The 26,900-nt window shown below is 36.5% G+C and carries 27 protein-coding genes and 1 pseudogene; 4 read left to right on the top strand and 24 right to left on the bottom strand.

Going from position 1 to position 26,900, the window contains the following annotated elements:
* Positions 1 to 41: 41 nt before the first annotated feature.
* The 5 genes from IGK01_RS01735 to IGK01_RS01715 all read right to left on the bottom strand — a co-directional run bounded on the left by IGK01_RS01735 (position 42) and on the right by IGK01_RS01715 (position 9,054).
* Positions 42 to 5,141 carry a WxL domain-containing protein gene (locus IGK01_RS01735; RefSeq protein WP_438840457.1) on the bottom strand — a complete coding sequence of 1,700 codons (5,100 nt, stop codon included), beginning with the start codon at positions 5,139 to 5,141 and terminating at the stop codon, positions 42 to 44.
* 15 nt (positions 5,142 to 5,156) lie between these two features.
* Entirely contained in the window at positions 5,157 to 6,218 is a 1,062-nt protein-coding gene (locus tag IGK01_RS01730; RefSeq protein ID WP_438840456.1) for a DUF916 and DUF3324 domain-containing protein, read from the bottom strand.
* Positions 6,219 to 6,299: 81 nt separating this feature from the next.
* Positions 6,300 to 7,100, bottom strand: coding sequence for a WxL domain-containing protein (locus tag IGK01_RS01725; protein WP_224434465.1), 801 nt, complete (start codon positions 7,098 to 7,100; stop codon positions 6,300 to 6,302).
* Positions 7,101 to 7,457: an LPXTG cell wall anchor domain-containing protein gene (locus IGK01_RS01720; protein ID WP_153829932.1), complete on the bottom strand. Its 357-nt coding sequence runs from the start codon at positions 7,455 to 7,457 to the stop codon at positions 7,101 to 7,103.
* Between the two features lie 487 nt (positions 7,458 to 7,944).
* Positions 7,945 to 9,054: a pectate lyase family protein gene (locus IGK01_RS01715; protein WP_349521488.1), complete on the bottom strand. Its 1,110-nt coding sequence runs from the start codon at positions 9,052 to 9,054 to the stop codon at positions 7,945 to 7,947.
* 316 nt (positions 9,055 to 9,370) lie between these two features.
* Here IGK01_RS01715 and IGK01_RS01710 point away from each other — a divergent pair, with 316 nt between their 5' ends.
* Positions 9,371 to 9,586, top strand: coding sequence for a DUF378 domain-containing protein (locus IGK01_RS01710; protein ID WP_066026593.1), 216 nt, complete (start codon positions 9,371 to 9,373; stop codon positions 9,584 to 9,586).
* A 244-nt stretch (positions 9,587 to 9,830) separates the two neighbouring features.
* Here the strand turns inward: IGK01_RS01710 and IGK01_RS01705 are convergent, their stop codons facing one another.
* From IGK01_RS01705 to IGK01_RS01670, 8 genes are all read right to left on the bottom strand, one after another.
* The gene (locus tag IGK01_RS01705) at positions 9,831 to 10,109 is read right to left on the bottom strand and encodes a type II toxin-antitoxin system RelE/ParE family toxin (RefSeq protein ID WP_081308386.1); all 279 of its coding nucleotides are present in this window, start codon (positions 10,107 to 10,109) and stop codon (positions 9,831 to 9,833) included.
* Complete coding sequence (locus tag IGK01_RS01700; RefSeq protein WP_010736448.1) at positions 10,096 to 10,350, bottom strand: type II toxin-antitoxin system RelB/DinJ family antitoxin; 255 nt, start codon at positions 10,348 to 10,350, stop codon at positions 10,096 to 10,098. The genes IGK01_RS01705 and IGK01_RS01700 overlap by 14 nt, the downstream gene beginning before the upstream one ends.
* 202 nt (positions 10,351 to 10,552) lie before the next feature.
* Positions 10,553 to 10,810: a hypothetical protein gene (locus IGK01_RS01695; RefSeq protein ID WP_194179665.1), complete on the bottom strand. Its 258-nt coding sequence runs from the start codon at positions 10,808 to 10,810 to the stop codon at positions 10,553 to 10,555.
* Positions 10,803 to 10,967, bottom strand: coding sequence for a hypothetical protein (locus IGK01_RS01690; protein ID WP_194179664.1), 165 nt, complete (start codon positions 10,965 to 10,967; stop codon positions 10,803 to 10,805). The genes IGK01_RS01695 and IGK01_RS01690 overlap by 8 nt, the downstream gene beginning before the upstream one ends.
* 139 nt (positions 10,968 to 11,106) lie before the next feature.
* A complete protein-coding gene (locus IGK01_RS01685; protein ID WP_438840455.1) occupies positions 11,107 to 12,426 on the bottom strand; it encodes a PcfJ domain-containing protein in 1,320 nt (439 codons plus the stop codon).
* Complete coding sequence (locus tag IGK01_RS01680; RefSeq protein ID WP_438840454.1) at positions 12,423 to 12,836, bottom strand: Cas9 inhibitor AcrIIA9 family protein; 414 nt, start codon at positions 12,834 to 12,836, stop codon at positions 12,423 to 12,425. Before IGK01_RS01680 ends, IGK01_RS01685 begins: the two co-directional genes overlap by 4 nt.
* 39 nt (positions 12,837 to 12,875) lie before the next feature.
* Positions 12,876 to 13,325 carry a JAB domain-containing protein gene (locus tag IGK01_RS01675; protein WP_224434459.1) on the bottom strand — a complete coding sequence of 150 codons (450 nt, stop codon included), beginning with the start codon at positions 13,323 to 13,325 and terminating at the stop codon, positions 12,876 to 12,878.
* 1,058 nt (positions 13,326 to 14,383) lie between these two features.
* Positions 14,384 to 14,977, bottom strand: coding sequence for a hypothetical protein (locus tag IGK01_RS01670; RefSeq protein WP_228760898.1), 594 nt, complete (start codon positions 14,975 to 14,977; stop codon positions 14,384 to 14,386).
* Between the two features lie 410 nt (positions 14,978 to 15,387).
* Here IGK01_RS01670 and IGK01_RS01665 point away from each other — a divergent pair, with 410 nt between their 5' ends.
* Together IGK01_RS01665 and IGK01_RS01660 are read left to right on the top strand one after the other, a co-directional pair.
* The gene (locus IGK01_RS01665; protein WP_010736454.1) at positions 15,388 to 15,582 is read left to right on the top strand and encodes a GntR family transcriptional regulator; all 195 of its coding nucleotides are present in this window, start codon (positions 15,388 to 15,390) and stop codon (positions 15,580 to 15,582) included.
* A gap of 127 nt (positions 15,583 to 15,709) precedes the next feature.
* The gene (locus tag IGK01_RS01660) at positions 15,710 to 16,717 is read left to right on the top strand and encodes a PLP-dependent aminotransferase family protein (RefSeq protein ID WP_438840453.1); all 1,008 of its coding nucleotides are present in this window, start codon (positions 15,710 to 15,712) and stop codon (positions 16,715 to 16,717) included.
* 292 nt (positions 16,718 to 17,009) lie between these two features.
* Here the strand turns inward: IGK01_RS01660 and IGK01_RS01655 are convergent.
* From IGK01_RS01655 to IGK01_RS01605, 11 genes and pseudogenes are all read right to left on the bottom strand, one after another.
* A pseudogene (locus tag IGK01_RS01655) lies at positions 17,010 to 17,180 on the bottom strand (DUF7006 family protein); the annotation flags it as partial.
* Positions 17,181 to 17,435: 255 nt separating this feature from the next.
* On the bottom strand, positions 17,436 to 17,684 hold the full coding sequence (locus IGK01_RS01650) for a WxL domain-containing protein (RefSeq protein ID WP_010736456.1): 249 nt from the start codon (positions 17,682 to 17,684) through the stop codon (positions 17,436 to 17,438).
* A gap of 301 nt (positions 17,685 to 17,985) precedes the next feature.
* Positions 17,986 to 18,633 (bottom strand): P-loop NTPase fold protein, encoded by a 648-nt coding sequence (locus IGK01_RS01645; RefSeq protein ID WP_224434919.1) that lies wholly within the window; start codon positions 18,631 to 18,633, stop codon positions 17,986 to 17,988.
* A 427-nt stretch (positions 18,634 to 19,060) separates the two neighbouring features.
* Positions 19,061 to 19,576, bottom strand: coding sequence for a hypothetical protein (locus IGK01_RS01640; protein ID WP_062805796.1), 516 nt, complete (start codon positions 19,574 to 19,576; stop codon positions 19,061 to 19,063).
* A gap of 975 nt (positions 19,577 to 20,551) precedes the next feature.
* Positions 20,552 to 21,862 (bottom strand): NCS2 family permease, encoded by a 1,311-nt coding sequence (locus IGK01_RS01635; protein WP_224434454.1) that lies wholly within the window; start codon positions 21,860 to 21,862, stop codon positions 20,552 to 20,554.
* Between the two features lie 226 nt (positions 21,863 to 22,088).
* Positions 22,089 to 22,349: a hypothetical protein gene (locus IGK01_RS01630; protein ID WP_019724093.1), complete on the bottom strand. Its 261-nt coding sequence runs from the start codon at positions 22,347 to 22,349 to the stop codon at positions 22,089 to 22,091.
* Entirely contained in the window at positions 22,330 to 22,740 is a 411-nt protein-coding gene (locus IGK01_RS01625; protein ID WP_023519027.1) for a glyoxalase/bleomycin resistance protein/dioxygenase, read from the bottom strand. The genes IGK01_RS01630 and IGK01_RS01625 overlap by 20 nt, the downstream gene beginning before the upstream one ends.
* A 219-nt stretch (positions 22,741 to 22,959) precedes the next feature.
* Positions 22,960 to 23,670 carry a B3/B4 domain-containing protein gene (locus IGK01_RS01620; protein WP_010736462.1) on the bottom strand — a complete coding sequence of 237 codons (711 nt, stop codon included), beginning with the start codon at positions 23,668 to 23,670 and terminating at the stop codon, positions 22,960 to 22,962.
* A gap of 3 nt (positions 23,671 to 23,673) precedes the next feature.
* A complete protein-coding gene (locus tag IGK01_RS01615; RefSeq protein ID WP_438840452.1) occupies positions 23,674 to 24,201 on the bottom strand; it encodes a GNAT family N-acetyltransferase in 528 nt (175 codons plus the stop codon).
* 13 nt (positions 24,202 to 24,214) lie between these two features.
* Positions 24,215 to 24,667 (bottom strand): MarR family winged helix-turn-helix transcriptional regulator, encoded by a 453-nt coding sequence (locus IGK01_RS01610; protein WP_023519026.1) that lies wholly within the window; start codon positions 24,665 to 24,667, stop codon positions 24,215 to 24,217.
* A 68-nt stretch (positions 24,668 to 24,735) separates the two neighbouring features.
* The gene (locus tag IGK01_RS01605) at positions 24,736 to 25,335 is read right to left on the bottom strand and encodes an NUDIX hydrolase N-terminal domain-containing protein (protein WP_224434452.1); all 600 of its coding nucleotides are present in this window, start codon (positions 25,333 to 25,335) and stop codon (positions 24,736 to 24,738) included.
* Positions 25,336 to 25,451: 116 nt separating this feature from the next.
* On the opposite strand from IGK01_RS01605, the gene IGK01_RS01600 reads away from it, so the two are divergent.
* A complete protein-coding gene (locus IGK01_RS01600; protein ID WP_010736466.1) occupies positions 25,452 to 26,894 on the top strand; it encodes a helix-turn-helix domain-containing protein in 1,443 nt (480 codons plus the stop codon).
* The last annotated feature ends 6 nt before the right edge of the window (positions 26,895 to 26,900 follow it).

The raw sequence follows: 26,900 nt of genomic DNA, 5'->3' as shown, positions 1-26,900 counted from the left end.
TAAGTGTAAAAGAGGAAAAATCTTACGCTCTGTTCCTATTTTTAATTGTCAGGAACGGCGCTAAGTTCCCACGTCAAGGTTGTTTCATAGCGAGTGGATTCAGGGTTTGCGCCTTTTGGCACATCTAAAGCCACACTTTTATTAGCCGTTTCTTGATCGCCAAACCGATAGATCCAGGTACCAGTCCCTTCCGTTCCTTGGGCCATTAACAGAATCCGTCGGTTTCCTGGAACCAGTGCCAATGGATTGGTTTGTTGGAATTCCGGTGCACTGCCGCCTTGGGCGGTCGCCAGTTGCTGGTTTGTCAGGCGCAAACGCGCCCCGTTCAATTCTCGATTATTGGTTGAGGTAAATGGATTATTTTGTGTCACAGCAAGCTGCCAGCCATTGCGATCATTTTCTGGTCGCCGATCGCTGATTTGAACATAGTTTGGCCGTTCTTCTGTCTCATTGACCGTCCCATCTTCATTCAATAATCGCTGCGGTTGCGCATAATAGGTTTGATCAGTTACTGAAATGCCTTGCGTACCAAATTGTAACTGTGAGACAAAATCAATACTTAACCTTCCCTGATCTTCAGGAAGCTGTGGTTTGTTTTCTGGATTGATTTCTGTTTCTGGATCTAATGGATCCACAGGTGAAACAGGTCGCAGGTCCTGGACCATTAAAACCGTTGCTTCATCAAACAATTTATCACGAAAAGAAAGCGGTGATGTTGGATTGATATTCCCTTGTTCATCATTCGTTAGTGGCGGATTCATAACCCCTGCAGCTGCAGCAGAACCCTCACGGTCCCTTAAGAACACTTGAATTTTATCGTCTTCTCGTAATGACAGATCACTCAAGTCTAATGTGAAGGTACCATCATTTTCAACAACCACATTTTCTGTATTTATTGGTTCTCCATTATGGGTAGCAGTAACCGTTACTTCTTTATTTTCCGTGAATCCTTTAATCGCTGTACTATCATTTGAAACCACAGAAGAAGAAAACTTGGCTGGTGTTGGCGGAATGATGGGAAAGACTTCTACTGTATCTGTTAAGATAATATTTTCATATCCTTGTGTTAACTCTCCAGAAGTCAAGCGAACGTCTTTAATTTTGACCTTATCTCCTTTTTGTAGGTACTCTTCTAACTCTACTTCAAATAATCCAGCACGTGGCTCTTCGCCATAGATACTGATGCCTGGTTCTTCATTTGAGTGTCCCACAGTTTTAGCAGTATGTTCTGTTTTCGTTCCATTAGCACGTTCAACTTCTACAATGACTGTAGCTTCCCCCTCCCAAGCAGAACGGCTTTCTTCTAATCCAACTGGAATGCTGATATGTCCATGAATCTTTTTATCGGCATTTGTTGGGACCCTGAGTTCATCTGCAATTGCCCACCGGGCATTATTTGAACTTAATCTAGAATATGTTGTCAATCCTGTGGTACCAAAAGTCCCAGTATTTAATACGTCTGGTTGACTAGTGGCTCCTAAAGTATTGAAATTTGTCCCAGAGAAAGAAAAATCTAAAGTTGGAAAATTTAAATCTGGATCACCGTCTAAGTTTGACCCATTTTTCCAGACTGCTAGATCACTATTTGATGCCTTTAAACTAGATCCGCTTGCGACATTAAATAGATTTCCTCCTCCAGATCGATTATTTCTGAAGTCCATAAATAAAGGATTGTCAAATTCTACATCTAGCACACCTGCTCTAAATACTCCACCAGAAGCAGTCGCAGTTCTGCCCACTGCTTCAAAATAACCACCATTGCTATTTTTTACTTTCCCCGTTCCAGATAGATCTATAGCTGGTCCATTTTCAGCTAAAATAGTAACTTGTGACCCCGGATCTGTTACTGAAAAAGACGTATCATTTCCAGATGTTAAATGGACTCCTTGATTTCCACCTTGTGTATTTCCATCACTAGGGGTTCCATTACCTGGATTTTTCACCTGAAAAATACCACCATCAACCACCTCTATGGAATTTTTATCTCCTAGCATACGAATTCCTGGGGCAGAACCTCCACTCTTCAAAATCGAAAACATACTGTTTTCAATTTTGAACAAGCTATCGCCTGAATTTAAAAATCTAAGTGTAGCAAATGCCCCTGTACTGATTGAAGTAGTAGACCCAGAATACAAATTAATTTCACTTTTATTTTTAACGTAAAAGCTATTAACTCTTCCTTCCAAGACAATAGAACTAGACAGATTAGATTCTGTTAATATGCTTGATTGCTCATCAACTTCTATTATAGAGTTACTGACTCCATTCATCCCTACATACAAACTAGATCTTTGGCTATGCTCGCTAGTGCTGCCATGAACATTCCAATTACTTTTTAGAATTAGCGAAGATTTACCGGAAATAGTTGTTTTTTGATTAGCCCCCTGCATATGCAGTGAATTTGCTTGTTCTGTATTAATTTTAGCCTCTGATTCCTCATCAATATTAAATTTATTACTCGAATTTTGGAAGAAAACTCCTCTCTTCGCACCTGCTATCACATTAACATCTAAAATAGATTGATTCCTCACTGTTAGTTCTGATGATTCTCCTACGAATTGGATGGCATTATTAGCTGTATCAGTTGCAGCACTTGTCGGTCCACTTGTGTTCAAAATTAATTTGGATTGATTTTCAATAATCATCTTTGAACGTGCTCCATTAAATAATATATTTCGGGCTGTTCCACTTCCACTGGTTAACTTCACTTCACTGTTGTTTTTTATATTTAATAGGGAATCTTCAGCATTTAATCGAATTCCATTATTAGAACTACTCATGGCTAAATTCAGTTGGCTCTCATCAATAATGATTTCTCCGTTAGCGTTATCTGTGTATAGAGGTACCCCAGTTGTAGAGTTTGAAGATAAATTGGTTTTTATTAATTCAATTTTCCCGGACACCCTTAATGCTTGAGCTGTTGTTGTCTCGATAGTATTTTTTGATTCTGAGGATATATAATTTGAATTACTACCGTTTAAACGTACTGCTTGTCCCGTTAAACCTTTAATATTTAGCTCAGAGTTGTCTAGCACTTGAAATAACCCATTACTTGCTTGGAAGAAGACACCTCTCTTCGCCCCTGCCGTTACGTTAACATCTAAAATAGATTGATTGCTCACTGTTAGTTCTGATGATTCTCCTATAAATTGGATGGCATTATTAGCTGTATCAGTTGCATCACTTGTCGGTCCACTTGTGTTCAAAATTAATTTGGATTGATTTTCAATAATCATCTTTGAACGTGCTCCATTAAATAATATATTTCGGGCTGTTCCACTTCCACTGGTTAACTTCACTTCACTGTTGTTTGATATTTTTAATAATGAGTCTGTACCGCTTAATAGGATACCGTTGTTAGAACTACTCATGGTTAAATTCAGTTGACTCTCATCAATAACGATTTCTCCATTGGCATTATCCGTAGATATAGGCAGTCCTGTTGTAGAGTTAGTGGAAAGGTTTGACCTTAGTATATTAATTTTTCCGTTTACTCTCATCGCTCTCCCAGTTGTTGTCGTTAAATTCATATTAGAGTTTACTATTGTTAAAATCCCGTTCTGCCCTTCTGACCGAATTGCTTCTGCGGTCGCAGAAGTTACAGAAAATTCCGAGTTATTTACCGTAAGTTGCGAATTGTTTCCAGCAAGATATATTCCTCTTTTTGATAATGTCGTTCGAAGAGAGAATGTACTTTCTTGATCCAAATTAAACTTAGGAGATACACCGGAAAGGACGATCGTATTATTAGTTGTATTTGTTGGTGTAGTTGCAGTAGCTGGCCCTATTGTACCTACTGACAAATGTCCATTTTGAACGGCTATTTCTGGATTTTCTCCTCTTAGATCAATCGTATTGGCATTCCCAGCAGTAGTTGTGATCGTAACTGTGGCACCTTGTTCTACCGTCATCTTTGGATCCGCTACTGTAGCAGAAGAAAACAAGACCGTCGCATTCCCTCGACTAATAGTTACCTCTGCTTGATTTGTTGCTAAGACTTCTTTTGCTACGATGAAAGTTTGTGCAGAAGTTGTGCGTGTGAAGTTTGATACGCCACCTGTAAAATGAATATTTCCTTCAGGAAGAGAAGCTAATCGCATGGTATTCGCATTCACCTCGGTAATATTTTCTAATTCAACAGTCCAATTTTTACTGCTTTCTACCGTTGCGTTGATCAATGGTGTTGTACCAACTTTTGTAAGTCTTGTATTTTCAATTCGAAAAGCACTTGGTTCCACTACTTCTGCTAGTTGAAAATAAAAGCCATTTATGCCAAATGTTAAGGTATAGCCGTTTCCTTGGATAAGTAACGGACGATCCACAGTTAGTACATTTGCTGTAGCTTCCGTCAGATTGGCTTGAACGGAAATGATCCCAATATCAGGATTGGCAACGGCTGCTCTGAATTGTGCCATCGTAGTGACTTCTTCCGTCTTTCCATCAAAGACTGTCGGTTCAATCACCTCTGACTCCGCATCTATTTGTTGCTCCTGCGGGGCTTCTACCACAGGCTCACGAACTTCTTCTGTCGGTTGTTCATTAACTTGCCCTCCTTCTATTCCATTTTCTTCTTTCAGCTCCTCTTGTCCTACAAAATTCTCATCGGACGGTTCTGTTTCTTCGACCGGGACTTCCCCACTCGTCTCTTCTTGTTCTTGCACCTCAATAGTCGCGGCCACATTTTCCACCGCGACTTCATAGTTTCCTATTGAGTCAAATACTACTGGAAAGACAAAGGCATTTCGTACACGCCCGGTCTGGATTATCCATTCATGAGAGTGCGCTCCTTGTTTTGCAGTAAGCCCCGCTGGCAACTTCTCTTTTAGTAGTTTCGCTTCATTAGGTAAGGTGACTCGCGCTTCTGACACTTCTTGGTCAGAAAAGAAAGTCACTTTGATTGGTTCTTCTATCATTCCTTGCATACGCGATTGTGTAAAGAAAAAGCGAGGTTCCCTTATTTCTCCCTCTTCTAAAAAATTTTTTATTCTCGGAAGTTCCAATGGTTCAAGATCTTCTTCTGTCTCATGTGCGGGTGCCTCAACCGTTTCTGCATAAATCATGCTTACCGGCAAGAAGAGTACGTGCAGAACTACTAAAGTCACACTTAGAAGCACCTTCGTTTTTCTCCAGGTCATCGTCATCAAACGCACTCCTTTCTACTTCTCTGATTCATTTTCACGCACCTTCTTCTTCTGAACCATCAGATAAATAACTAAGGCTAGTAAAAGCAGAATTAGAATCATCGTCCCAATCATCCACCAGTTGATGCTCGTATCAATCGTGACGTCTTCTCGGTTAAATCTGCGGGCTTCATCAGCTTCAATCGTAAACTCCCGTTCCCACGACCATTCTTCTTCTCCTGAAGTGGCTTTTAGTTTTAACACATAGTCACCGGCTTGGAAACGATCCCCTTCTAACGAGATTGGAAAATTAAAATTTGAGTTTGGTGCCATCTGCATCATTTCTTCATTCGCTGTGTAGAGAATCTCGTCTTCTCCTGCACGTTGAACCGTCGCTTCGACAGCCAGTTGATTCACAAAAGCAGGTGTAAAGTTTTGTAGGTTCACACTGATCACATTACGATAGTTCAATTGATCCGCAAACACATCATGCAATTCTAAATCCGGCTGAACCGAATTGCGCGTATTACTGACCACGAGGCCCACGACGTAAGCAAACTCATTTTGGATCGCCACACCCTCTTCTTCACTTGTGGCTGTTTCTTGTTCATCTTTGACTTCTGCGATGCGTAGACCGCCGGCTAGAAATCCCTCAAAAGAATCCGCCGGCATACGTAATGCCACCTCAACTGTTTTAGTCTCATTGCCTGCTAAGTCAATCACTTCAGAAGTCTCAATCAACGCATCCACTGAGTAAGATAACGTTGGATCAGGTTCCTCTGCATCTTTGCCATATTCAACCACCCCATGGACATTCGTATAGGCTGTGTGGGGAGTAATCTGAACTTGTATGGGTTCGCTACTGGCGTTTTGTAGTTTTAATGACAACCTTTCGGTTTCCCCAGCAGCCAGATTCAAGTCAAAATAACTACTCGATCTCTCGACCTGGCTCTCTGGAAATTCTGGCGTCACATAAAAATTTAATGTACCTTCTTCGGCATGGCCGATCACGGGAACGAAAAGTATGACTAGTGCCAAGAGCATCAATAGCCAGCCAATCCCGTTGTTCAATAGCTTCAATCGTACTTGTTTATTCATCGCATGCTTCCTTCCTTTTAAAAAAACAGCGCTACAAATAGCTGCAACGCTGTTGAGAGTCAATTCATCTAGTTAGAAGGCTTATACACCTACTGGTGGATTTTCTGGAGTAATAGTCAATTCCCATGTCAGAGTTGACTTATAGGTTGTCGCATCTTTGGCAGTTGAGCCTGGGATCGATAAGCGAATCGCGTTGTTTTCGACTACCTCTTTTGTAGGATCCAAAAATTGAGCATTCAATTCCGCTTGATTTCCCCAAACAACGGAAGAAGCACCCGCACCTTTGCCTTTTTCTGCGGTCATCACAGATTGCGCCGCATCGTTAGGGATCAGTTTCAATCCGGCCGCATGTGCCACTGGAGCATTGGCAGCATTTGACCCTTCGTATTGAATACGTGAACCTACCAATTCGATTTCTGCTCCCGTCAATGTTTTATTTTGGGTGCCGGATTCAAATGCACTTAAACTTAGTTTTAGATCCCAGCCATCATTGTTTCCTCGTAAGTCTTGGACCTGTGCGAAGCTGACATAAGGAACATGTGTTGGCCCATCTGTGACTGGATTTGTTAGTTTCTGCATTTCAGCCACCATACTGTATGTTTGATCTTGATTCGAAATAATTTGTGTCCCAAAATTCATTGTCGCAGCTTTCACAATGGACAATGGGCCGGTCGTTCCTGGTACCTCTGGTTCGATTTCGACATCTGGACCGGGTTCAGGATTGATGACTTCTAGGTCCCCATCCTCTTCACCAGCGGGGCGAAATTCGATCTGACCTTCGGTTGTCACTTTCTGAACTTCATCGGCAAAAACAGTAGAAGCCCCTACTGCTAATGCAGTGGTTGATAGTACAGCAATTGTAGCTAAACGGATTAATTTCATTTAATAAGTCCTACTTTCATTTTTTAGTTTTATTTTCTGTATATGATTGTTTCTTTTTTTCCAGATAAAGAAAACCAAACTAAGAATTATGAATCCTAGCCCGATCAACCAATGATTGGTGGTCGTATTGGTCTTGGGCAATGCGCTTTCTGGTTTGGCAGTTTCAGTGATTGGTGGTTCTTTGATGCTTTCAGGTGGTGTAGGATCTGGTGTCCCGATTGGCACGTAAGTGCCAGTAAAACTAATTGATCCTTCGGTTTCTACTTGTTGAACTTCTTTCGCACTCACTGAAGGCAGTGAAAAGAAAAAGAGGAACAGCAGTATGCCCGTCAAAATGAGTTGTTTCTTCCTAATCATGTCCCTCCTCCTTGATTTTTCTCGAAACTCTTCGTTTTTAAGGAGACGAAAAAAAAGACATCCGATTGCATCAGATGTCTTGAAAAAGTGATTAAATTAGGTTTCATATTAAAGAAGATAAATAACATATTACCATTCTTAAAAACGAAGGTTTTCGAGAATTAATACGCAAAGATTAAAGTTTTTATAAATCTCTTACTTCAGTAATAATAACAGAATATATATTTTTAAAAAAAACAATTTTTTCATAGGGAAGCGAAAAAATTGTTTTTCCTTTTTACCATCATGGTTAAAACGCAAAATAATATTTTTGATAAAGGCCTATTTTACATTCAAAAGTAAATTCAACTAGACTCATTGGATGATTATTAGAAGTTCTATAGGCTATACCCTGTTGGACTACTGTTAAACATCTAAATCTTACTAATTATGTGAACTTTTAACTAACTCGAAATAATAACACATCTTAAGGTATGTTATACATGACTTACTCAGTATATTGTCCAGCATTCTCCTTCACATATACTTCAACTTCATTTACAGGAATTGAGGATAGCCTATAGTAGTCGGACGGATTCCAATTGATACCATATGAAGGTACTTCTTGGTATTTTCCAGTTTGATCTTGATCATAACTACTATTGATCAAAAGATTATTTTTATTCAATAGGTATCCCATTGGTGAAGGAGGGCCATCTGGGTGCCCCCAAGATCGGCGCGTATTAATAAAGGTGTTCTCTTCAGCAATGACTTGTGCGCTGACACCAACACCGATTCCATAGCTGGAAATATCCGTATAAAGGTTATTTAGAACGTGAACTTCCCCAAAACGAACCCGAGGATTTCTTTGTTCAGTTCCCTTGAACCAATTATAAGCAAATGTAACTTTTAATTTATCCATATCTTGCGCTCCATTTGAATCAGAATGACCCACCAAAATCGTTTTATTGTGATTGGTAAAAATATTATTTGAAACGGTGATCCAATTCGAACCTCGTTTGATGTCGATTAATCCATCATGTCTATTGCTCCCAGTAGGTACCTCAGTTGCAGTCCAAGGTTCATCTGAAAAATAATTATGATCAATCCAAATATACTGACTATTCTCAATAGTAATTGCATCGATTTCAGTAAAATCACCAGGATTCAAACGACTTTGCACGTTTGTTTGTATACCTCCACTACCATCCGGATACTCACCTTCATCAAAAGATAGCGCATTGGTTAATTTCAAATTTCTAATAATCACTTGCTCTTGCCCACGAACTCTTAAACCACCACCAGTAATTTCTGCATGATGGCTGGTACCAATAATTGATTTGTTTGAACCCACATCCACTATTACTCCTGGAGAAGAGACAAATAAATCTGTTAAATCAATTTTGCTTTTCACATAAATCGTCGCTGGTTGATTGCCGCGTACAGCTTCCCGAAAATCATGTGCCGTATCAACAAAAATTTGACGACCATCTTGTCCACCTACTGTTCCTGTACTATAGCCAGCAAACCCAAAGCTATTTGTAGGGATTTCTGCTGCTTCAATACTCGAAGCTATACCACCAAAAAACAACAAGCACAATATAATTAGTTTTCGCATACTGTTCTCCTATTTTTATTTTTTAGAACTCAATCGATATTCTAACTACAATTATACATGTTATTGCTTTATATTGATAATCTATCATCTAAAAAACCACATTGTATTATATTTTTAGATTTTCAGCTGATTTTACTCTTAAAATTTGTAATCTAACGTTTTATAAGTTTGATAGTATTTTTAAATACATTATCTGTGATACATTTCCTTGTTTTCATCTTTTTGCGTAGTTTACTAAAATTACTGAGCGTTATATAAGCAATGTTTCTTTTTTTAGTACATAATTATTATAACAAATTAAGAAAGGAGAATTCTAATGAAAACTTTAGATGCTATTGCATTAACTTTATTGATTGTGGGAGGGCTGAACTGGCTGTTAGTCGGCTTGTTCGAGCTTGATTTAGTTGCTATGATTGCTGGTGGTTCAACAACTATCTTTGCAAAAATCATTTATATCGTCGTAGGCATTTGTGCAATCTACTGTATGAAATTCTTCCCAATGATTACTAAAAAAATTGACGAAACATATTAAAAAGCTGTTATTTTCATGATCCTTCCCGTTACTGGGAAGTTTTTTTCGTTTGTGACCATCTGTTTTACATATTGAAATATAAAAAAGGATCAAACATCTTAAGTTTTTGATCCTTTTTACTTGCTTATTTCATAGTTCTTTCAGCAGGTTACTTATATATTTAGGTGAGTTACTGAAGTACCAGTAAATAGAAACAATAATTAAAGGTCAAAAACTTTAAGTTTCTGACCTTTTCTTCATTTATTTATAAAATTTTATCATGGCTACCTGTTCTAACCAATGTAAGTATTAGTTTTTTATTATCTACTTTGTAAACAAGTAGCCAATCTGGCTGTATATGCAGTTCTCTATAGCCTTTCCAATTCCCTTGCAGTGCATGGTCTCTATATTTGGTTCTCAGTATCTCTTGTTCCATGTTAACCAACAATTCAATTACTTTTTTATATTCTATTTCAGAATAATGTTTTTTCATCATTCTTTTATAATCTCGTTTAAAGCTTGGTGTAAATTCAATCGTCAGCATGCAATTTCTCCATCATGTCATCTATGGAAGCTGCTCTAGTAGTAATACCGTTTTCTGCTTCATATCGGGCTATTATATCTTCCCTAGGTTCGTTACCAGGCTGAAAAGGTATTTTACGCTCACGCACACTTTGTTTCAAAAAAACAATGACTGCAGTTGATAAGTCCATACCGATTTCTTCATAAACTTCTTTTGCTTGTTCTTTTAGCTCATCATCAATTCTTATACTTAATCTGGACATATTTAACCCCTCCTTTAGTTATTATTATAACACATTGTACGTACAACGTACACACGATGTGCGTTTTTGTGATTGATTATCTCAAATATTAATAAACGACTAATCTAGCTAAATAGCAGTTGGGGCTAATAATCGTTTTCTGCTGAAGATTACAGAAATTATTGTAATAATCATTTTATAACTTTTCGGAATATATATAAATCTACTCTAACCAGTAGATTGTATTGTCTTTACTCGGATATACTTTTAGTTTTCGTCCAGTCAGTTTTACCAAATCAAATAATAAGCTGGTAGGTAATCCTTCTTCTTCCAAGGCATTTGATCGATAGCTATGATTAGTCATCAATGCACGAGCAACTTCCTTATCTAAGACGCGTTGCTTTACCAATAAATCGACTAATTGACTCAAAGATAAATATTTCGGTTTGTTTGAGTGAATTTCACCTAAAATTTTAGTCATGAATAATATTTCCCTTTGACTCAAAACTAATTTTTTCAGAATAGGCAGTCAACGTATCTAAATAACTTTCCGCTTCTTTTCGTGTTAGAAACTCCGCAATCTTCTTTTCATTTTTAAATACAAGATACTTTTCTTTTGCTGATTTGATCGTATACATTAATTCTCCTCCATTTCGGTTTTCTTCAAGCTTCATAAGCTGGTTCTTGAGTAACTATAATCTTAGTGTTATACTTATCTTATGCAAATCAGAAACGTTATGGGACTATCTTAATTCGTACTTAAGATAGTCCTTGTTTCTATGCTACATACTTCTTTTTTCTAAGTTCTTTTTCCCAAATACTTATTGCCTCCCTCAGTTCTTCTGGAACAGGTACTCTATTCCTAGTACTTTGAACTTGTACAATTTTTCCGTCCTTAAATTCTAATGTAAAGTATGGTTTGCTTGGATTATCAATCTTTCTTGCAAATAAAATGGTGGTTTCTCCCTTTGCGTGCCTGTCAATGTAACTAGCTACACAATGCTTTAGCTCTTTTCCTTCTCGTCTTATATCTTCTACAGATTTAGGTAGTATGAACAAGATATTGCCGACTTGTCGCTCCATATAAGCTAAATTTTGGGCTCGTGTTACAAACTTCTTTTTTTCATTTTCTGTTTTTCTAGCATTTATAATATCTACTAATTTATCATGTGCTTCTTCAAAATCATCAGGATACTTGTTTTGATTATTCACCTTGATTCCTTCGTCGTTCAACATATTCAGATAATCTCGATACATACTAAAACGTACCTCTTGCATTAATAAATACGCTTGTAACTTCATTAAGTGATTGTTTTCAAAAAAATCATTGATGTCATATCTGGATACATATTTTTCAATACCTAAAATCATTTGAATGCCTCGTGTTTCCGTTTCTTTTTTTAACAAGAAGTCGGCATATCCACGAGAAGATTTTTGAAAAAACTTCTTGAACTTTCTTAGCCAATTTTTTGTCATTACACGCATATCTATCAGGTATATTTTGTTCATAATATCCTGTGCAAGCTGTTTTGCCCCTATTTTTTGAGCAAATTCAATTCTTTCTCTGTATTTGTAAATGTGGGTTAATTGTTCTGGTTGCACGCCTCTCAAGTCAAGATATTTTAGCTCTGAACTTCTACCTAGCTTCTCTATCCAACCATTAGGATAAACCTCTGGAACATAATAGTTAAACATCCCAGTGACCGCTTTCTTACCAAAACAGTAATGCTCGTTTGATTCTCTGCATACCTTCAAGTGCTTGTTCTCTGCTAATCTCTCTAAGTTAAAAAGATGATATTTAAACATTTGCTTCCCTTCTTCAAAAAAAGAGTAAACTTCATAGGTTTGTATCTCAATTCTTTTGGTCGATGACAAGATAATTATGAAATATTGGCACTTATCAAAAAATGTCAATCTTGAATTTTTCGCCAGTCGTTTCTCGTACGTGTTACTATGTTTTCTAGTCGAAGCGATAATCGTTTCTCGTTTGTTTTTCCATACGTACGTTGTAAATTGTTGATAACACCATTCAAAGAATGCCTTTGGTTGTTTCAAACAATCTTTAGCATAGTCATTCGCATTTTTCATTTTTTTCATAGAAAATCTAGCAAACTTAATTGCTCTCCTTCCGTTGATTTTGTTTTATTTTTTTGAACATGGTTTACGTTTTCGCATTGCTTACCTACTGTTACTAATGGATTCGTTACGCTCATATTAGGTTGCTTTATTTCAATTTCTTCACTCTTAAAGTAATCTGTTACCCATTGAAAAACATCATCATGGACAATTAGTGCGCACCCTCCAATTGCTTGCTTCATTGCATGCGAGTAACAGTACTGCATTGCCTTTCTAATACTTTTCCCTTCCTTTAGAATCCCCTCTAAAAGCTCATTATCTACTTGTACCTGTTGGCACAACCAATTGTGTAGGATATCTTCCGACCTTGGTCGTTCCTCACTCATTTCTTCCATCATCTTGGCATGTGCCTTTTCCATTAATTCATTCATTTCTATTCTCCTTTCTTATTGTGTGGTGCTTTCCATAAACTAGAAAGCACCTATCCGATTATTTTCTCGATACGAGTAGTAAGTATTTTGTCCAACAATGATATGGTCTAAAAGCTCGATATTTAACATTTTTCCGCACGATTCAATATTTTCAGTCACAATATCATCTTCCTTGCTTGGATTCGGCTTGTTCGAGGGGTGGTTATGAGCGATTAAAATTCGACAAGCATTCGATAGTAACGCACGTTGAAAGATATCTCTTGGGTGACAAGTAGTATAGTTTAACGTTCCCTTATGGACGATTGAGTAACTGTTAATATTATTCTTGGTATCTAAACATAACAGCACTAAATTTTCTTGTGTGTCATAGCCAATTTCATCTTGTAACCACTTTGCAATTGAATAAGACGAGGTAATCTTTAAAGGTGGAAATTCTTCATAAACACGACATTCTTGCTTAATTTTGGCGATTTCGTAGACTTTTTCCATAAATTCAGCTCATTTCTTTTAAGGTTTTGGGTTTTCAACATACATTTTTTTTTAACGTTTTTCTGAGGCAAAAAGGTTTTAAAAAATTTCAATTTTCAGATCGTTAGATTTCGCTCCTTTCTTTGATTAAACTTCGTTCCATTTCTTCACAACTGTTATCCTCGGCGTGCTTATGCCCTACACCTGTAGCAGGCAGAAAAAAAGGGAGTGCTGTAGGGAAAAGTTTTAAGTGGGCTTCTTAAAAGTTTTTCCGCCCCTTTTTTTCTGAATGCGGAAGGTGTATAAGCACTCTCGCCAATCCGATAGCAGCGGCTTCAGATCGACATGAGACAAAACAACAGCGAGAAGGTGAAATAAAGGCCCATCGCCCTGACATTTTTAAAAATAAAAAAAAGATTCCGCATGCGGAATCTTACTTCTTGCGGAAATCATTGCTTGCAATGAGGTTCCGCTTCTCTTTTCTTTTGAACTTTCGCTTTCTTCTTTTGCCTTCCTAGCGAAAATAAACGCCTTCTTCCGTAGCGACGACAGACAGAGCGAAGGAAGAAATACGTCCAATTGACAAACAAAAAACCAATCCAAATGCCTTAGAATTAAGCATTTAGACTGGTTTTTATGGTATAATAGTTTATGCAGTAAGGTTTGTGACGGTGGCTAGTCCCAATAGAAATGGGGTGACGCCTATGTTGATTTGTGGCTTTATCCCTAGAAAGGAATAAGCTTGTCTGTTTACGAAGCTCTAATGTTTGCGTTAGCATTCGCTACATTAGTTCTGACGATCAGCAATAACAAAGACAAAAAAAAATAACCGTCCGCTTTAGCCGGTAGACGATTATTTTTCTTTGAAATATATTTAAATCGGTCACCGTCTTAAACGGTGCTGCTAAGGGGAGTTGTTAGCGCAACTCCTCTTTACATACTGATTATACCATGATACTGCTAAAAAAACTACATAAATGCCAAAACCGGAAAGCTTGCTTTCCTTTTTTTGTTGCCCCGTAAACGGTGGTGGTGGTCGGAGTGTCGGGGCAACAAAAAAACTTATCCTTTAAATTAGTTTAACGCTCATTTATAAAATCATTTTCTTCTAACATTTTTTTCAATACTCCATTGAACTCTTTACTCGATACAATATGAAGACGATCAAAAGCAGAAGCATCGATTGATTTCAGCTCTTCGTCTTGTTTCTTGAGCATAAAATATTCTTTAAACATATCTAAGGAGTTATAAATTATATTGCTTGGTGTGACATAAATCAATTGGGCATTTCTTTTTTGTGTAAGCAACCGAAGATACTTTGGAAAAATTGCTTTCGTATATCGATTCTGTGATTTAAGTGTTAGCTCAATTTCAAAATGCCAGTTACTAACTTCTGCCATCTGGTTTTCGAATCGTAAAACATAATCTGAAACATGAAACAGTGTTCCTTTTTTTGCTTTAGACATATCCTTCTTCTCATACATCTGCCTACGTTCCGATTGAGCCAGTATAAACGTTGACTTTTTCTTTGCCAAGTCCATGGATTCAATGAGATAGTTAGTAACTTCAATATGGTGGTTCAAATTGTATTCAGGTACTTTGGGAAAACTATAAATTCCACCTATCGAGTTATGACCCTTTTTTGTCAGAAAAAAGTAACGTAAATACCCCAAGTATTCCCCATAAAGTATAAGCTAGAATTCCAGCTATGCTTCCGTTTCGTAACAATTTGATCATAATCCTCTCGTTTCACGGTATTATTTTCTCATATAATCTTTGTAATAATTAATGAACTGTAAATATTATCAACTTTATATAAATTCCTTAGCTTAAATTATAAATTGCAAATAAAGCAATCTATAATTTAGTATTACAAATAGAAAAAGCATAAATTATGCTACAATAAAAAATATTTTGATCTCCTCTCTCTTTTATTTGTTAAATATTTAAATTTACTGAATACTAAACTAACCTATTATAAATTTGAATTATTTTACGTTATGTACAAATAATATGTCAGTGTTCTTTTTTGGTAAATGCCTATTTTTATTAACTGTACCCATACAGAGTGGAGGAATTAGCCATGCTATATAAAAAATTAGAAAAAAAAATACAAATAAACATAGAACAAAATAATATGCAACCTGGAGAAAAACTACTTTCTATTAGAAATTTAGCTTCTCTCTATTCTTGTAGCAAAAACACAATTATCAAAGTACTAGAAGAACTGGAAAAAAAGAAATTATCTACTCAATTCCGAAAAAAGGATATTTTTTAGCTAAGCCAACAAATAAATATAAAAATACTACAGAGATAATTGATTTTTTATCTGCAGAACCAGAAAATTCTATATTATCTTCCAAAAATTTTATCTTTCTATAAAGGAAATTGATCTATCCTCATATGTGAATAAGAATACGACAGACAGACTAAAACGATATGTATTAGATGATTTATCTAACCATCAAGTTTTCACAACTAAAGATCGGCTAATATTTACGACTGGATCACAGCAAGCAATTGATATTTTGATCAATATGCCTTTTCCGAACAAAAAAACAAAAATTTTAGTTGAACAACCTTCCTACTATGGAGCCTTATGCTCCGCTAAACTTTCAAATAGTGATGTTATTGGTATTTCTGTAAAAAACTATAATATTGATCTAGATGAATTAGAAGATATCTTTAAGAATAATGACATTAAATTATTCTATATTATGTCTAGATTTCATAATCCTTTAGGACATTCTTATTCTAATAAAACAAAACAAAAAATTGCAGAATTATCTGATAAATATGATGTTTATATCTTAGAGGATGACTTTCTTGGTGACTTAGATCTTAACAGTAAATCTGATCCAATATTTACTTTTAATCCCCATGGAAAAATTATTTACGTAAAAAGTTTTTCAAAAATTTTATTTCCTGGATTACGTGTTGCTACAGTTATTTTGCCAAAGGATCTAATCAAAGATTTTCGATACTATAAATTTTGTAGAGATTTTTCTACGCCCTCTTTATCTCTTGAAATCATTGCTAATCAGTTTGAAGATGGGATATTAGTACAACATCTAACTAAAATGAAAAAATTATATTATTTAAAAATGAAAGAAGTGAGAAGGTGCTGTTATAAGTATTTTCCTCCTAATATGTATCCCTACATTCCAGATACTGGTTTTTATTTCTCTTTAAAATTACCAGATAATATCTCCTCTAGAGAACTGGCTGATGTTCTGAAACAAAATAAAATCTTAGTTAATAGTTTAGATAATTGCTTTATACCAAAATTTCAAGAAACTAATTTAATTCGCTTAAGTATTTCAAAAGTTACCTTCAGTGACATAGATTATGGTATAAAAAAAACTGGGCAAAATAGTAGTAGAGCTACAAAAAAACAAAAATTCTATATTTAACAGGTAACTTATATATACAATAAGGTATCGTTTATAATCAAAAATAAAATATGCTTTAATTAGTGTTCGTTTCTATAAACTATAGTTTGGTTAGTAACAAATAAATTTTAATTAAACACTATAGAATCTTTATTAATATCTATACTAAAAAATAAGAAATTATCTTTTCACATACTGTAGACAAAAGAAACACCTAAATAGTTCTTAAGTGTTTCCTTTTCTTAGAAATTTATACTATATTAAATACCATCGAATATTTATTGTTTGCACTCAGATCATTGCCACAAAGTTCCTAAAAATACGTACGGTAGTCCGTTTCCACAAGCCGCAGAATCTCTTTTATTGGCAATTTACTATAGTCGTAACAAATTATTTCTGCCATTAGTGTTAGTTTCGCATCAATCCCTATAATTTTAGGGAGATTTTCCCAAAAATTGTCTGGTGAAATCGTGCTTATCAATTGATTGAGTTCCTCGAACTATTGTGTTAAATACGTATTCAGTTCTTCGTTTTCTTTTTTATCATGTGACATTCTTTCTTGAAACTGGCGTAGATATTCATCCTTTGTTAGAGTGGTTTCATCTTACATTCTCCTTTCCCTTTGTCTTTATTTTTATGGATCTAGCTGCAGTATTTAGATCATCATTCTGGATAGCAATTTTTTGATTTATCAAAGTGTGTAAATTTATAGTAAGAGGAGAGAAAATGGAATGCTTTTCTAATTGTCAGGCACACTACTTAATTCCCACGTCAACTTGGTCGAATAAGTAGTTGCTTCTGGATTCGCTCCTTTTGGTACATTGAGTGCTACACTTTCTTTTGCTGTTTCTGCATCACCAAACCGATAGATCCACGTCCCTGTCCCAGATTCTCCTTCTGCTTGTAGTAATATTTTTCTTGTATTTGGTAAGATTCTTTGTACAGGTTCTGATATAAAATATATCTCTCTACTTTTAGCAAATGACACGGGAGAGTCATCATTATCTTGTAGCAGTTCACTAAAAAACTCTTTCGAGATAATCTTTTTTAGGCGAAAGCTGCCTATTCCTTAATAACAAAGAGTATTTGCTATAATGAAATAAATACATGTATATTACCACTAATTGTTGGGCACATTGCACACGATCTTTTTTAGCGTTTAATAATAACTCCTGATTTAGATAATCATTGAATTGTAACCTATCGCGTAGGTTTCTATTTTCGTGAACGAATAATTCTATTAACCCCTCTGGTAAACTAAGATTAAATTTTTCTTCTATCCCACCAAATTAATTGGCCCATATATCTCGAGAATGTAATACATAGGGTAAATCGATTCTTTTATCAATAATTTTTTGCAAATAATTGTCTCCATTCATAGCTATTTTATTAATATCACCCACAAAAATTATTGGCAATCGATTATGCAATATATTGAATAATTTATATGTTTCTTTTTGTGTATCTACAGACACACGATCAAAATCATCTACAACTAATACTTTATCTTGAAGAAATATATCTATTCTATGAAATTTTAATATGGAATAAAATAATTGATCTGATTTGACTTTTAAGAACTGGCCAACTGCTACTACTAAAGCTATACTTCCGGCTATTTTTATAATAAAGCCCAGGAATACTTCTTCTAATCCTAATTTAATAGCTGGAGTTGCTAAAATTGATATAGCTACACTCAGTATAAAAAGAAATCTAGTAAATATATAACAACCAGAAAATAATTGGCTAAATCCTATATGAATGACCGTTCTCTCATCCTTTAACTCCCATAAATTCAAGTATATAAATTTTTTTCCGGTTGCTTCACTTCCCACTTTATTTAGAAATTCGGTCTTTCCAGATCCCCATGGTCCATTTAAAAATAATGTTTTTTTCTCTTTAGTTAATTTGGAAAACTTCTTTGCTGATTCTGTGATATCAATTGTTTCTAACTCGATTTTTTCTATGTCCCTTACCTCCCTTCCTTTTCATGTTATATTCCAACAAACATTTTATCAAAATTAACAGCAATTCTAACTGATACTTTAGTTTCTATAGCCCAACATAGTTTGTATTTTATAATTCAAATATATCAAGAAATCTAAAAAGCCCAACAAAGTATACCCTGTTGGACTAAACGATTAATTAATAATTTTGGGTTTTACAGTACTCATTTTTTTCTGGACTTAAATTTTACTGAAGATAATCCAATTACATAATAAAATATTAGACTATAAATTCCACTAGGTCTGAAATCTCGATTAACGATATATTCAACAGTAATCCCAAATGCACTTCCAATTAATCCCGAATAGATTACGGTTAAATATGGGTGGTCTTCAGTAAATTTTTTGAATTTCATATTTAAAGTGTACTATACCTAGTAGCCACTTCTTTGCCAGCAGCATCGTAACCTCTTTGGAAATAGAACCCAATCCACCCATTTTTATTCTTATCCCAAAGTTTAGCGACCGACGCACCAGGTTTAGATCCCATTTGAGTCCAACCAACCGCATTTAATAGTCCTTGTAAAGCCCACAGAGGTACTACCCCAAAAATTCCCAATACTGAACCAATTCCTGAATAAAATGCTGTATTAATTGCATTAGTTGCTACACCAGTAGAAACTGCAACGTTCGTGTAGATTGAACTACCCCATCGAGATACATTAGCTTTGAGCATTGGGTCTGTCTTTACAACAGAAATACTTCCATCTTCATGTACTTCAGCGTAAACCCCAGGGGGCATCTCTGGAGTATGTACGGTCTCCACTACAGTTGACTCATCAATAAATTCTTCTGCACATGCAACACTACTTGGAACCAACGTGGATAATAACATGCAAGGACTAAGAACTAAAACAGTAATTTTCTTTTTCATTTTTCCACTCCTCAAATTGTATTTGTTACAATCGTTACAATAACATACTTATACAGCGGAAAAATATATTAATCAAAATATGCTGTTTTAATGACATTTTCGCTTAATAGGGTTATTTAAAGATATTATTTTTATAAAATAACTAAAAAAATAAATTAAAATAACTCAACAAGCAAATATTACCTATCGAGTTAGCTTAATTATAATATTAAAAATATTTATCATCTTTGTATCTATTAAATATCGTCACTTTATTTACTACCTCTTCTTGCATTATTTAGCAATCAAGCTAGGACGAATTTTTTCTAACCTATTTTGATCAGGTACATAGTTAAGGAAATTGCCGATTGTCGTTAGAACTATCTCTTCAACTAATCGTATAAACTTGAACTGTGGGGTTGCTGCTACGTAATTAACAAAGTTTTTATCCGTGTATTCAAAAGACCACATATATTTCAAACGATTATTATCGTAAAGATCGATTCATTTCATGTCGTCATATTCTAGTCCTTATTTTTCAACGGTTCGATTTGTGGGTGGGACAAAAAATAAAATTCATTTTTTGTTGCATACCTTAAAACCGAATAAACGGTGTTTGCAAACCGGCTCCTTCAACATTAAGCTAAAAAATTGTCAAATATAAAAAGTAATTTTTCAATTTTCTATCTTACTGCTCAGGTCAAAACACTTCTGTCACAAACTCGTCGAACCAGTGACCGGTCATCTAAAGGCTCACTTGGGGGTGCTAAATTTTTCACTAACGTGGGCGAGTGATATCAGATTGACGCTCATGGCACTAGATCTAAGGAAATTAGGGCAACACATGGATAAAAAGTGTGTATATGACTAAAAACGAGTCCAATTTTGACAAAAAAACATCAAAATCAGACTCGTTTTTTATTTTTGAGAAAGGACAACTGGACTGTCCCACACTCTTTTAAAAGCGAATGAACACTCAAGTTCTACCTAAATCAATCAAACATTCAAGATCCACATGAATCCTATAAAGACAAAGAATAGCGCGTACATGATTGGTGAGACTTCTTTGCCACGTTTTGCTGCTAGCATGGTGATTGGATAAAAGATGAATCCTAATGCAATCCCATCTGAGATACTATAAGTCAACGGCATACCGATCAAGATCAAGAAAGCAGGAATCGCAATCTCCATTTTTCCCCATTCGATCTGACGTAATGATTGGGCCATCAACACACCAACTAAAATCAGCGCAGGTGCAGTCACTTGAGAAGTCACGACTGATAATAATGGTGAGAAAAACAACCCGAACAAGAATAAAATCCCTGTTGTGATTGCAGTTAGTCCAGATCGTCCACCAACGGCGATCCCTGCGGATGACTCAACAAAAGCCCCAACTGGCGATGTTCCTAACAATGAACCAGCTAACATCGCAGTAGAATCCGAAGCCAATGCTTTCCCAACACGTGGCATTTTGTTATCTTGCATGAAACCGGCTTGGTTTGCTAGGCCAACCAATGTTCCAGCTGTATCAAAGAATGTCACTAACAAGAACGTCAAAACGACTACCCACATTTGTAAGCTATTGATATCACCAACGTGTTTCAATGCAATTAAGAAAGTAGGTTTCAAGCTAGGTGCTGCCGCAACAAGTTGTGAAGGCATAGGAATCAGTCCAGTGACTAGTCCTAGAAGCGTGGTAGCTACCATTCCGATAAAAATCCCTCCTGGTACGCGACGAACTAACAATACCGCAGTAACGATCAAACCAAAAATCGTCAACCAAGTGGAACCGACACTCAATGAACCTAAGCCAACAAGAGTTGATTCATTTGCCACGATCAAGCCACCTTCACTCAAGCCTAGAAAGGCAATAAACAAACCAATCCCGCCAGAAATCGCAAACTTCAAGTCTGTTGGAATCGCATCAATGATCATTTCACGTAATTTAAAAATGGTGATCAAAATAAAAATCAACGAAGCGACAAACACCCCTGCCAATGCTGTTTCCCATGGAATCCCCATACCTAAACAGACTGAGTAAGCAAAAAAGGCATTGATTCCTAGCGCAGGTGCTGTTCCAATCGGGTAGCGTGCAACGACCCCCATCAAAATACAGCCAATGGCACTGGCTAATGCTGTCGCAGTAAACACTGCCCCTTCATCCATCCCCGAAGCACCAAGTACTGTTGGATTGACAAATAAGATATATGCCATAGAGATAAATGTCGTAAACCCAGCCAGTATCTCACGTTTCACCGTCGTATTCAGTGCGTCAATCTCGAAGTAGGAAAGTATCTTTTCCTTCATCGTTCATCCCCCTAAAACCGAACATTTATAAAAAAGTTCTTACTATATTAGATTTATTAATAAAACAACGTGTTTAATATTATCCCAAATATAGAAATAAGTAAACAAAAAATTCGGATTTAATCAAAAATCCGAACATTACTATTTACCTATTCCGCTTTCATTTAGAGAAAAGTATGTCGATTACTAATAAATAAAACTAAGTACACAATAGTTGAAGAAGCTTCTATCTATGGGTTTCTTTACCGATTCGCTTTTGTTCTTCCGCACGAAATTGCTGATTGTCGATTTGGCTGATCGGTAAATTACTCCCTTTCCCACGATAATCTAAAGAATTTAAACCACCGAAGCCTGTATCGACCATTTTATTCCATCCTTTGGCAGGATTTTTCCCAGATTTCAAATTCTTCATTCTCAATTTATCACTCTTTTTCATCCGTTGCTTTTTGAAATAATCTTCAAGTGTTTCAGTGATCGAGATTTTCATCTTCTGTCTCCCTTTCATCTACTTTTTCTGTCGATTCTAATTTTGCAATCACAAAAAAATTTCCTTCAGGATCGGAAAAGTTAAACGTCAACAAGCCATTATTCTCCAAAATTTCACCAGCTGTTTCGATTTGTTCGTAAAGTTCATCAAACTTATCTGTAAAGAAAATCATAGACGGTGGTGGACCTAACACTTCTGGTGAAAATCGTTCAACGAATGTCCGAGGAAAAATAGCCAACTCCAATTCTTGCGACATACGTAAGACAATGCTTTGATATTCCTCTGGCAATTCCAACGTTTCAACGATTTCTGCCTTCAATTGCTCAACGAAAAACCGACTGACTAACGCGACATCTTCAACATATAGCATGACACGAGATTTATGGATCATTTGACAACGCCTCCTCTAAATAAAAGCTTGTTTTCATTATAGCACGAAAGCGGAAACACACTTAGTGGAAGTCACTGCTATTAAGCACAAGATGATCGAGCAAACGTTGCTTATTTTCGTGTTAAGCTATCAAAAGACAAATCACCCGCAATCTTCAAGTTTGCATTGTTTGAAGATTACGCGTGACTCCATCGTTTTGGTTATTTACTACGTGTCCGGTCACAAAGTGATTTCTGGTTGTTCTTTCGTCACTGTTTGTCTAGTACTCGTTACACCAAATGTTCGTTCAATGTCTTCTTGTAAAGCAGTCATTGCTTTTCCGGCAACTTCTGCTTGTTGTGCGTTGACTGCCTCGATCACCAACACAGCGTTCGTCGTTTTTTTCGTTAACATGGTCCGTTGCGCTTCACGCCAGTTAAAGCAGCGACAAACTGCGCCTTCTTTATCATAATAAATGATTTCTTCTGGTAATGCGGGCGCATCTGCTTCTGCGCCTAATGGCAAGAAATTTTCTCCACCTTGAGCTTTACCCAAATGAAGATCCCCAACGATTGTGTCAAGATCTTCTCCGCCACAGGGTACGCCAAAGCGCAAAGAGATACTATTATAGATATCCACTAACGGACTGATCGGGACAAATTCGCGACCTTGACTGGCTCTTTTTAGCAGTGCCTCGATCGATGAACGTGCGCCTTTTTTTGTCTTGAACTGGGTAAACGCTTGACGCCATTGTGCAATCACTTCATTTTGACTAAAAGGTTCTTCTGTTAAATAATTTCTTGCTTCTTTAGCAGCACGATTCAATTTGTCATAATAATCTGCTTTGTTTTCTTCAACGACTTCGTTATTGATCCCTTCTACCGTTAGGATCTCGATTTTTGCTTCTGGGAACACTTCCCAAAATGATGGATCTGCTACAAATTTTTTCATTCGTTACACCTCATTGATTTTTTTGACTAAGATATGATCGCTCTGTGCATCGTCGCCCATATAAAACACATGTTGTCCTTGGTGTATGAAACCATGCTTACGGTAAAAAGCTTGGGCTGGATCATTATGTTCCCACACACCTAACCACACAGCTGTTTTTCCCTGTGCTTTCGCTTGAGCCAACGCCCAGTTCATCAAGTGAGTGCCGATCCCTTTTTTCTTATAGGGTGGTCGAATATAGATCCGTTCGATTTCTAGATGATCCTCAGGCATTTCCTCGGATTGTGCTTTTCCTATGTTCAGTTTTAGATAACCTGCAATTTCGCCATGATCTAGCGCCCAGAAAAAAGCTGAGTCTGGCTGGATCAGTTCTTTTGTCAATCGCTGCAAATCATACGCTTGCGAAAGATATGCATCCATATCTGCCTGCGTGTTATATTCACCAAAAGTATCTGTGTACGTTTCAATGCTGATAGCTTGGAGACGTTCCACTTCACTCCCCACAATCGGTCTGATTTCTACCTTCTCCACTCCAACATCCCTTTCAATACAGGCGTTTATTGCCCTTTTTTACAAAATTCCAGTCTTCGCTGATATTTTTCCTTACGTGTGTCAATAATCTTTCCAACTGTTGGATTTCTTCTTCAGACAAGCCAGCTAAAGCGACTTTCGTAGAATAATGGTGTTCTCGGATGATCATCGGATAAAGTGCTTCTCCTTGGGCTGTCGGGTAACACCTTTTGTTTTTCTTGTTCTGTTCGTCAGTTACCCGTCGAATCAAGCCATTACTTTCCAACTTTTTCAGCGCACGGGCAGTTGTCGTTCGATCGACTTTAAGCATTTCGGCTATTTTTTCTTGAATGATGCCTGGATTTTCACAAATGCGAACGAGATACAGGTATTGCCCCCTCGTCAAAGCGACTTCCTTGAACTCAATATTACTGATCGAATCTAACGCTCGTGCTATCGCGCCAATTTCTCTTATGATCTCAGCCATCTCTTCTCTCCTTTAGTTGTACTTTTATTGTACTGATTTTTGTTGCAAATGCAACAAAAATATATTGATCACTCAAAGTAAGGCAAATCACCTTTCGCTAAGATCGCAAGCTGTTCTTCTGTCGTCCGTTTTTGGGAAAGGATAGGCAAATCATCCAATGCAAAAAAGGCACTATTTGAAGTTTCATTATTCGTGATAAAAGAACCTCCGATGATTGAACATCCAAAAATGACTTTATAGTATTGAAAGGCTTGTGGAATATCTTTTCGGGTATTGGTATCAAAAATTGCCAGTAGTTGATCCACCGTCACCGTTAGCCCGGTTTCTTCTTTCACCTCTTTTCCAATATTTTCCTTTGGTGAATAGCCGATTTCTGCAAAACCACCTGGCAATGCCCATTCTTTTGTATGACTATCTTCCACTAGCAGTATCTTATTCTCTTGTTTGATGAAGGCACGCACATCGACTTTTGGTGTGGGATATCCTTCATTTTGGTCTAAAATAAAAGCAAGCTGTTCTTCGATTTCCTTTTCGCCATTACTCAATAAAGATAAAGCAATCGATTTCAATTCTTGGTAACGTTCTTCGTCAAATGGATCTTTGCCATAGAAGAGACCGGCTTCTGCTATCGCTAATAAGCGTTTGTATTGTTCGATTTTTGTTGCCATTTTGATTCATTCCTTTCGATAAATCCGCGTTGCTATCTCTTACTCCAAAACTACAAGAAACCGCTTATGTAAGTCAAGGATTGTGTTATAATTTGTTTTAAAAGGAGGGATGTTGGATGTACTCGCTCATGCACCAAATCATCACTGAAAAAGATTTACAACGACAAGTCACGCTGATTGAACTACTTTTGAACCATCCCAAAATCACTGTCAATGAGCTTGCTGAAGAAACCAATACAACGGAACGTACGATTTTTTCCGACTTACAAGTCATCCGCTCACAATTACCTGATGGCTGGTTGATCGATAGTGATCAGTCAGGGATTCGTTTACTCAATCAAAAAAATCTACTTGCCAATGATCTGTGGGAATTGTTTCTAAAACAATCCGTTAGTGTACAATTGATCAAAGAACTATTGTTTACAAAAGAATGTTCCACAACCAATTTTTTAGCAGTCAATGGACTTTCTTACGAAACGCTGAAACGTCATACAAGAAAAGTCAATCGCCAACTCCTTCGTTATGGGTTACAGATCAAGCTGACAAAATATACAAGTACGATGAGTGGTTCTGAGAATGCGATCCGCTTGTTTTATCATCGTCTTTTGATGCCATTTACTCATAATAATTATTTTTTTGAAGATTATTCCATCCATGAATCCCATTACTTTCGTTTTTTGAAACGCTTGAAGCAAACCCCTTTTTCTGTTGAAACAGAAGAGATCTTTGGAATTTGCTGGTTTTTCATCAACACGATACGTGTCAAGGCAAATTGCCGTATCAAGGACTCTTTCTTTAAACCTGAAGATACTCTTTACTCCACGTATGCTACTGAATTAACCGAACTTTATGAATTAGAAGGCGTGTATTTACAAAAAGATGAATTGATTTTTGCTTTCTTTTGCTTTTTAGAAAGTTGGAATTACAACAATCAATACCAAGAACCCGTGGCAGATATCTTGCAAAGTTATCCTTTTTCAGGCAAGATCAAACAATTCGTTCAGGATTTAGCTGATACCTTGCACTTAGAAAAACTAAACGAAACAAAACTTGCTGATAACCTGATTTTGTTACTGTTGAAATACCATGAATCACCTATCTTGATCGAGCAGCTGAATTTGCAATATCACTATTTTTTGGAAGAATATGAGCAACAATATCCGCAGTTGTACCCATTCAAACAAGAATTACTTGAGCAACTGAAACAAGAGTTGCCTATTCAAGAAGACGAATACTTTCTACGCCTACTATCCTTCTTGATCCAACAAGCAATCTTATCCGTTCGTCCAAATAAATTGAACCTGTATTTCTTCTTTCAAGGCGAACCCTCTTGGAAAGCCTTTTTGCAACAAGAATTAAATGATTACTTTGGGAAACGAGTTCAATTGATTCCAGTAGAATTATCTCAACTTTCTGACATCACGTTCCATAAAAACGACTTGTTCGTCTCAAACACCCCCCTCGACCAAGTCCCGATACCAATCATCTACATCTCTACCATACCAACAAAAAATGAGCTCGACCAATTGACCGAACTCACATTTAGAAGTTATTTGTAAGGTTGT

The sequence above is a fragment of the Enterococcus sp. AZ080 genome (genome assembly GCF_051714945.1).
Lineage (GTDB): Bacteria > Bacillota > Bacilli > Lactobacillales > Enterococcaceae > Enterococcus_B > Enterococcus_B pernyi.
The sequence above is the reverse complement of the archived record's forward strand: the minus strand, read 5'-3'. Positions and strand labels throughout refer to the sequence as shown.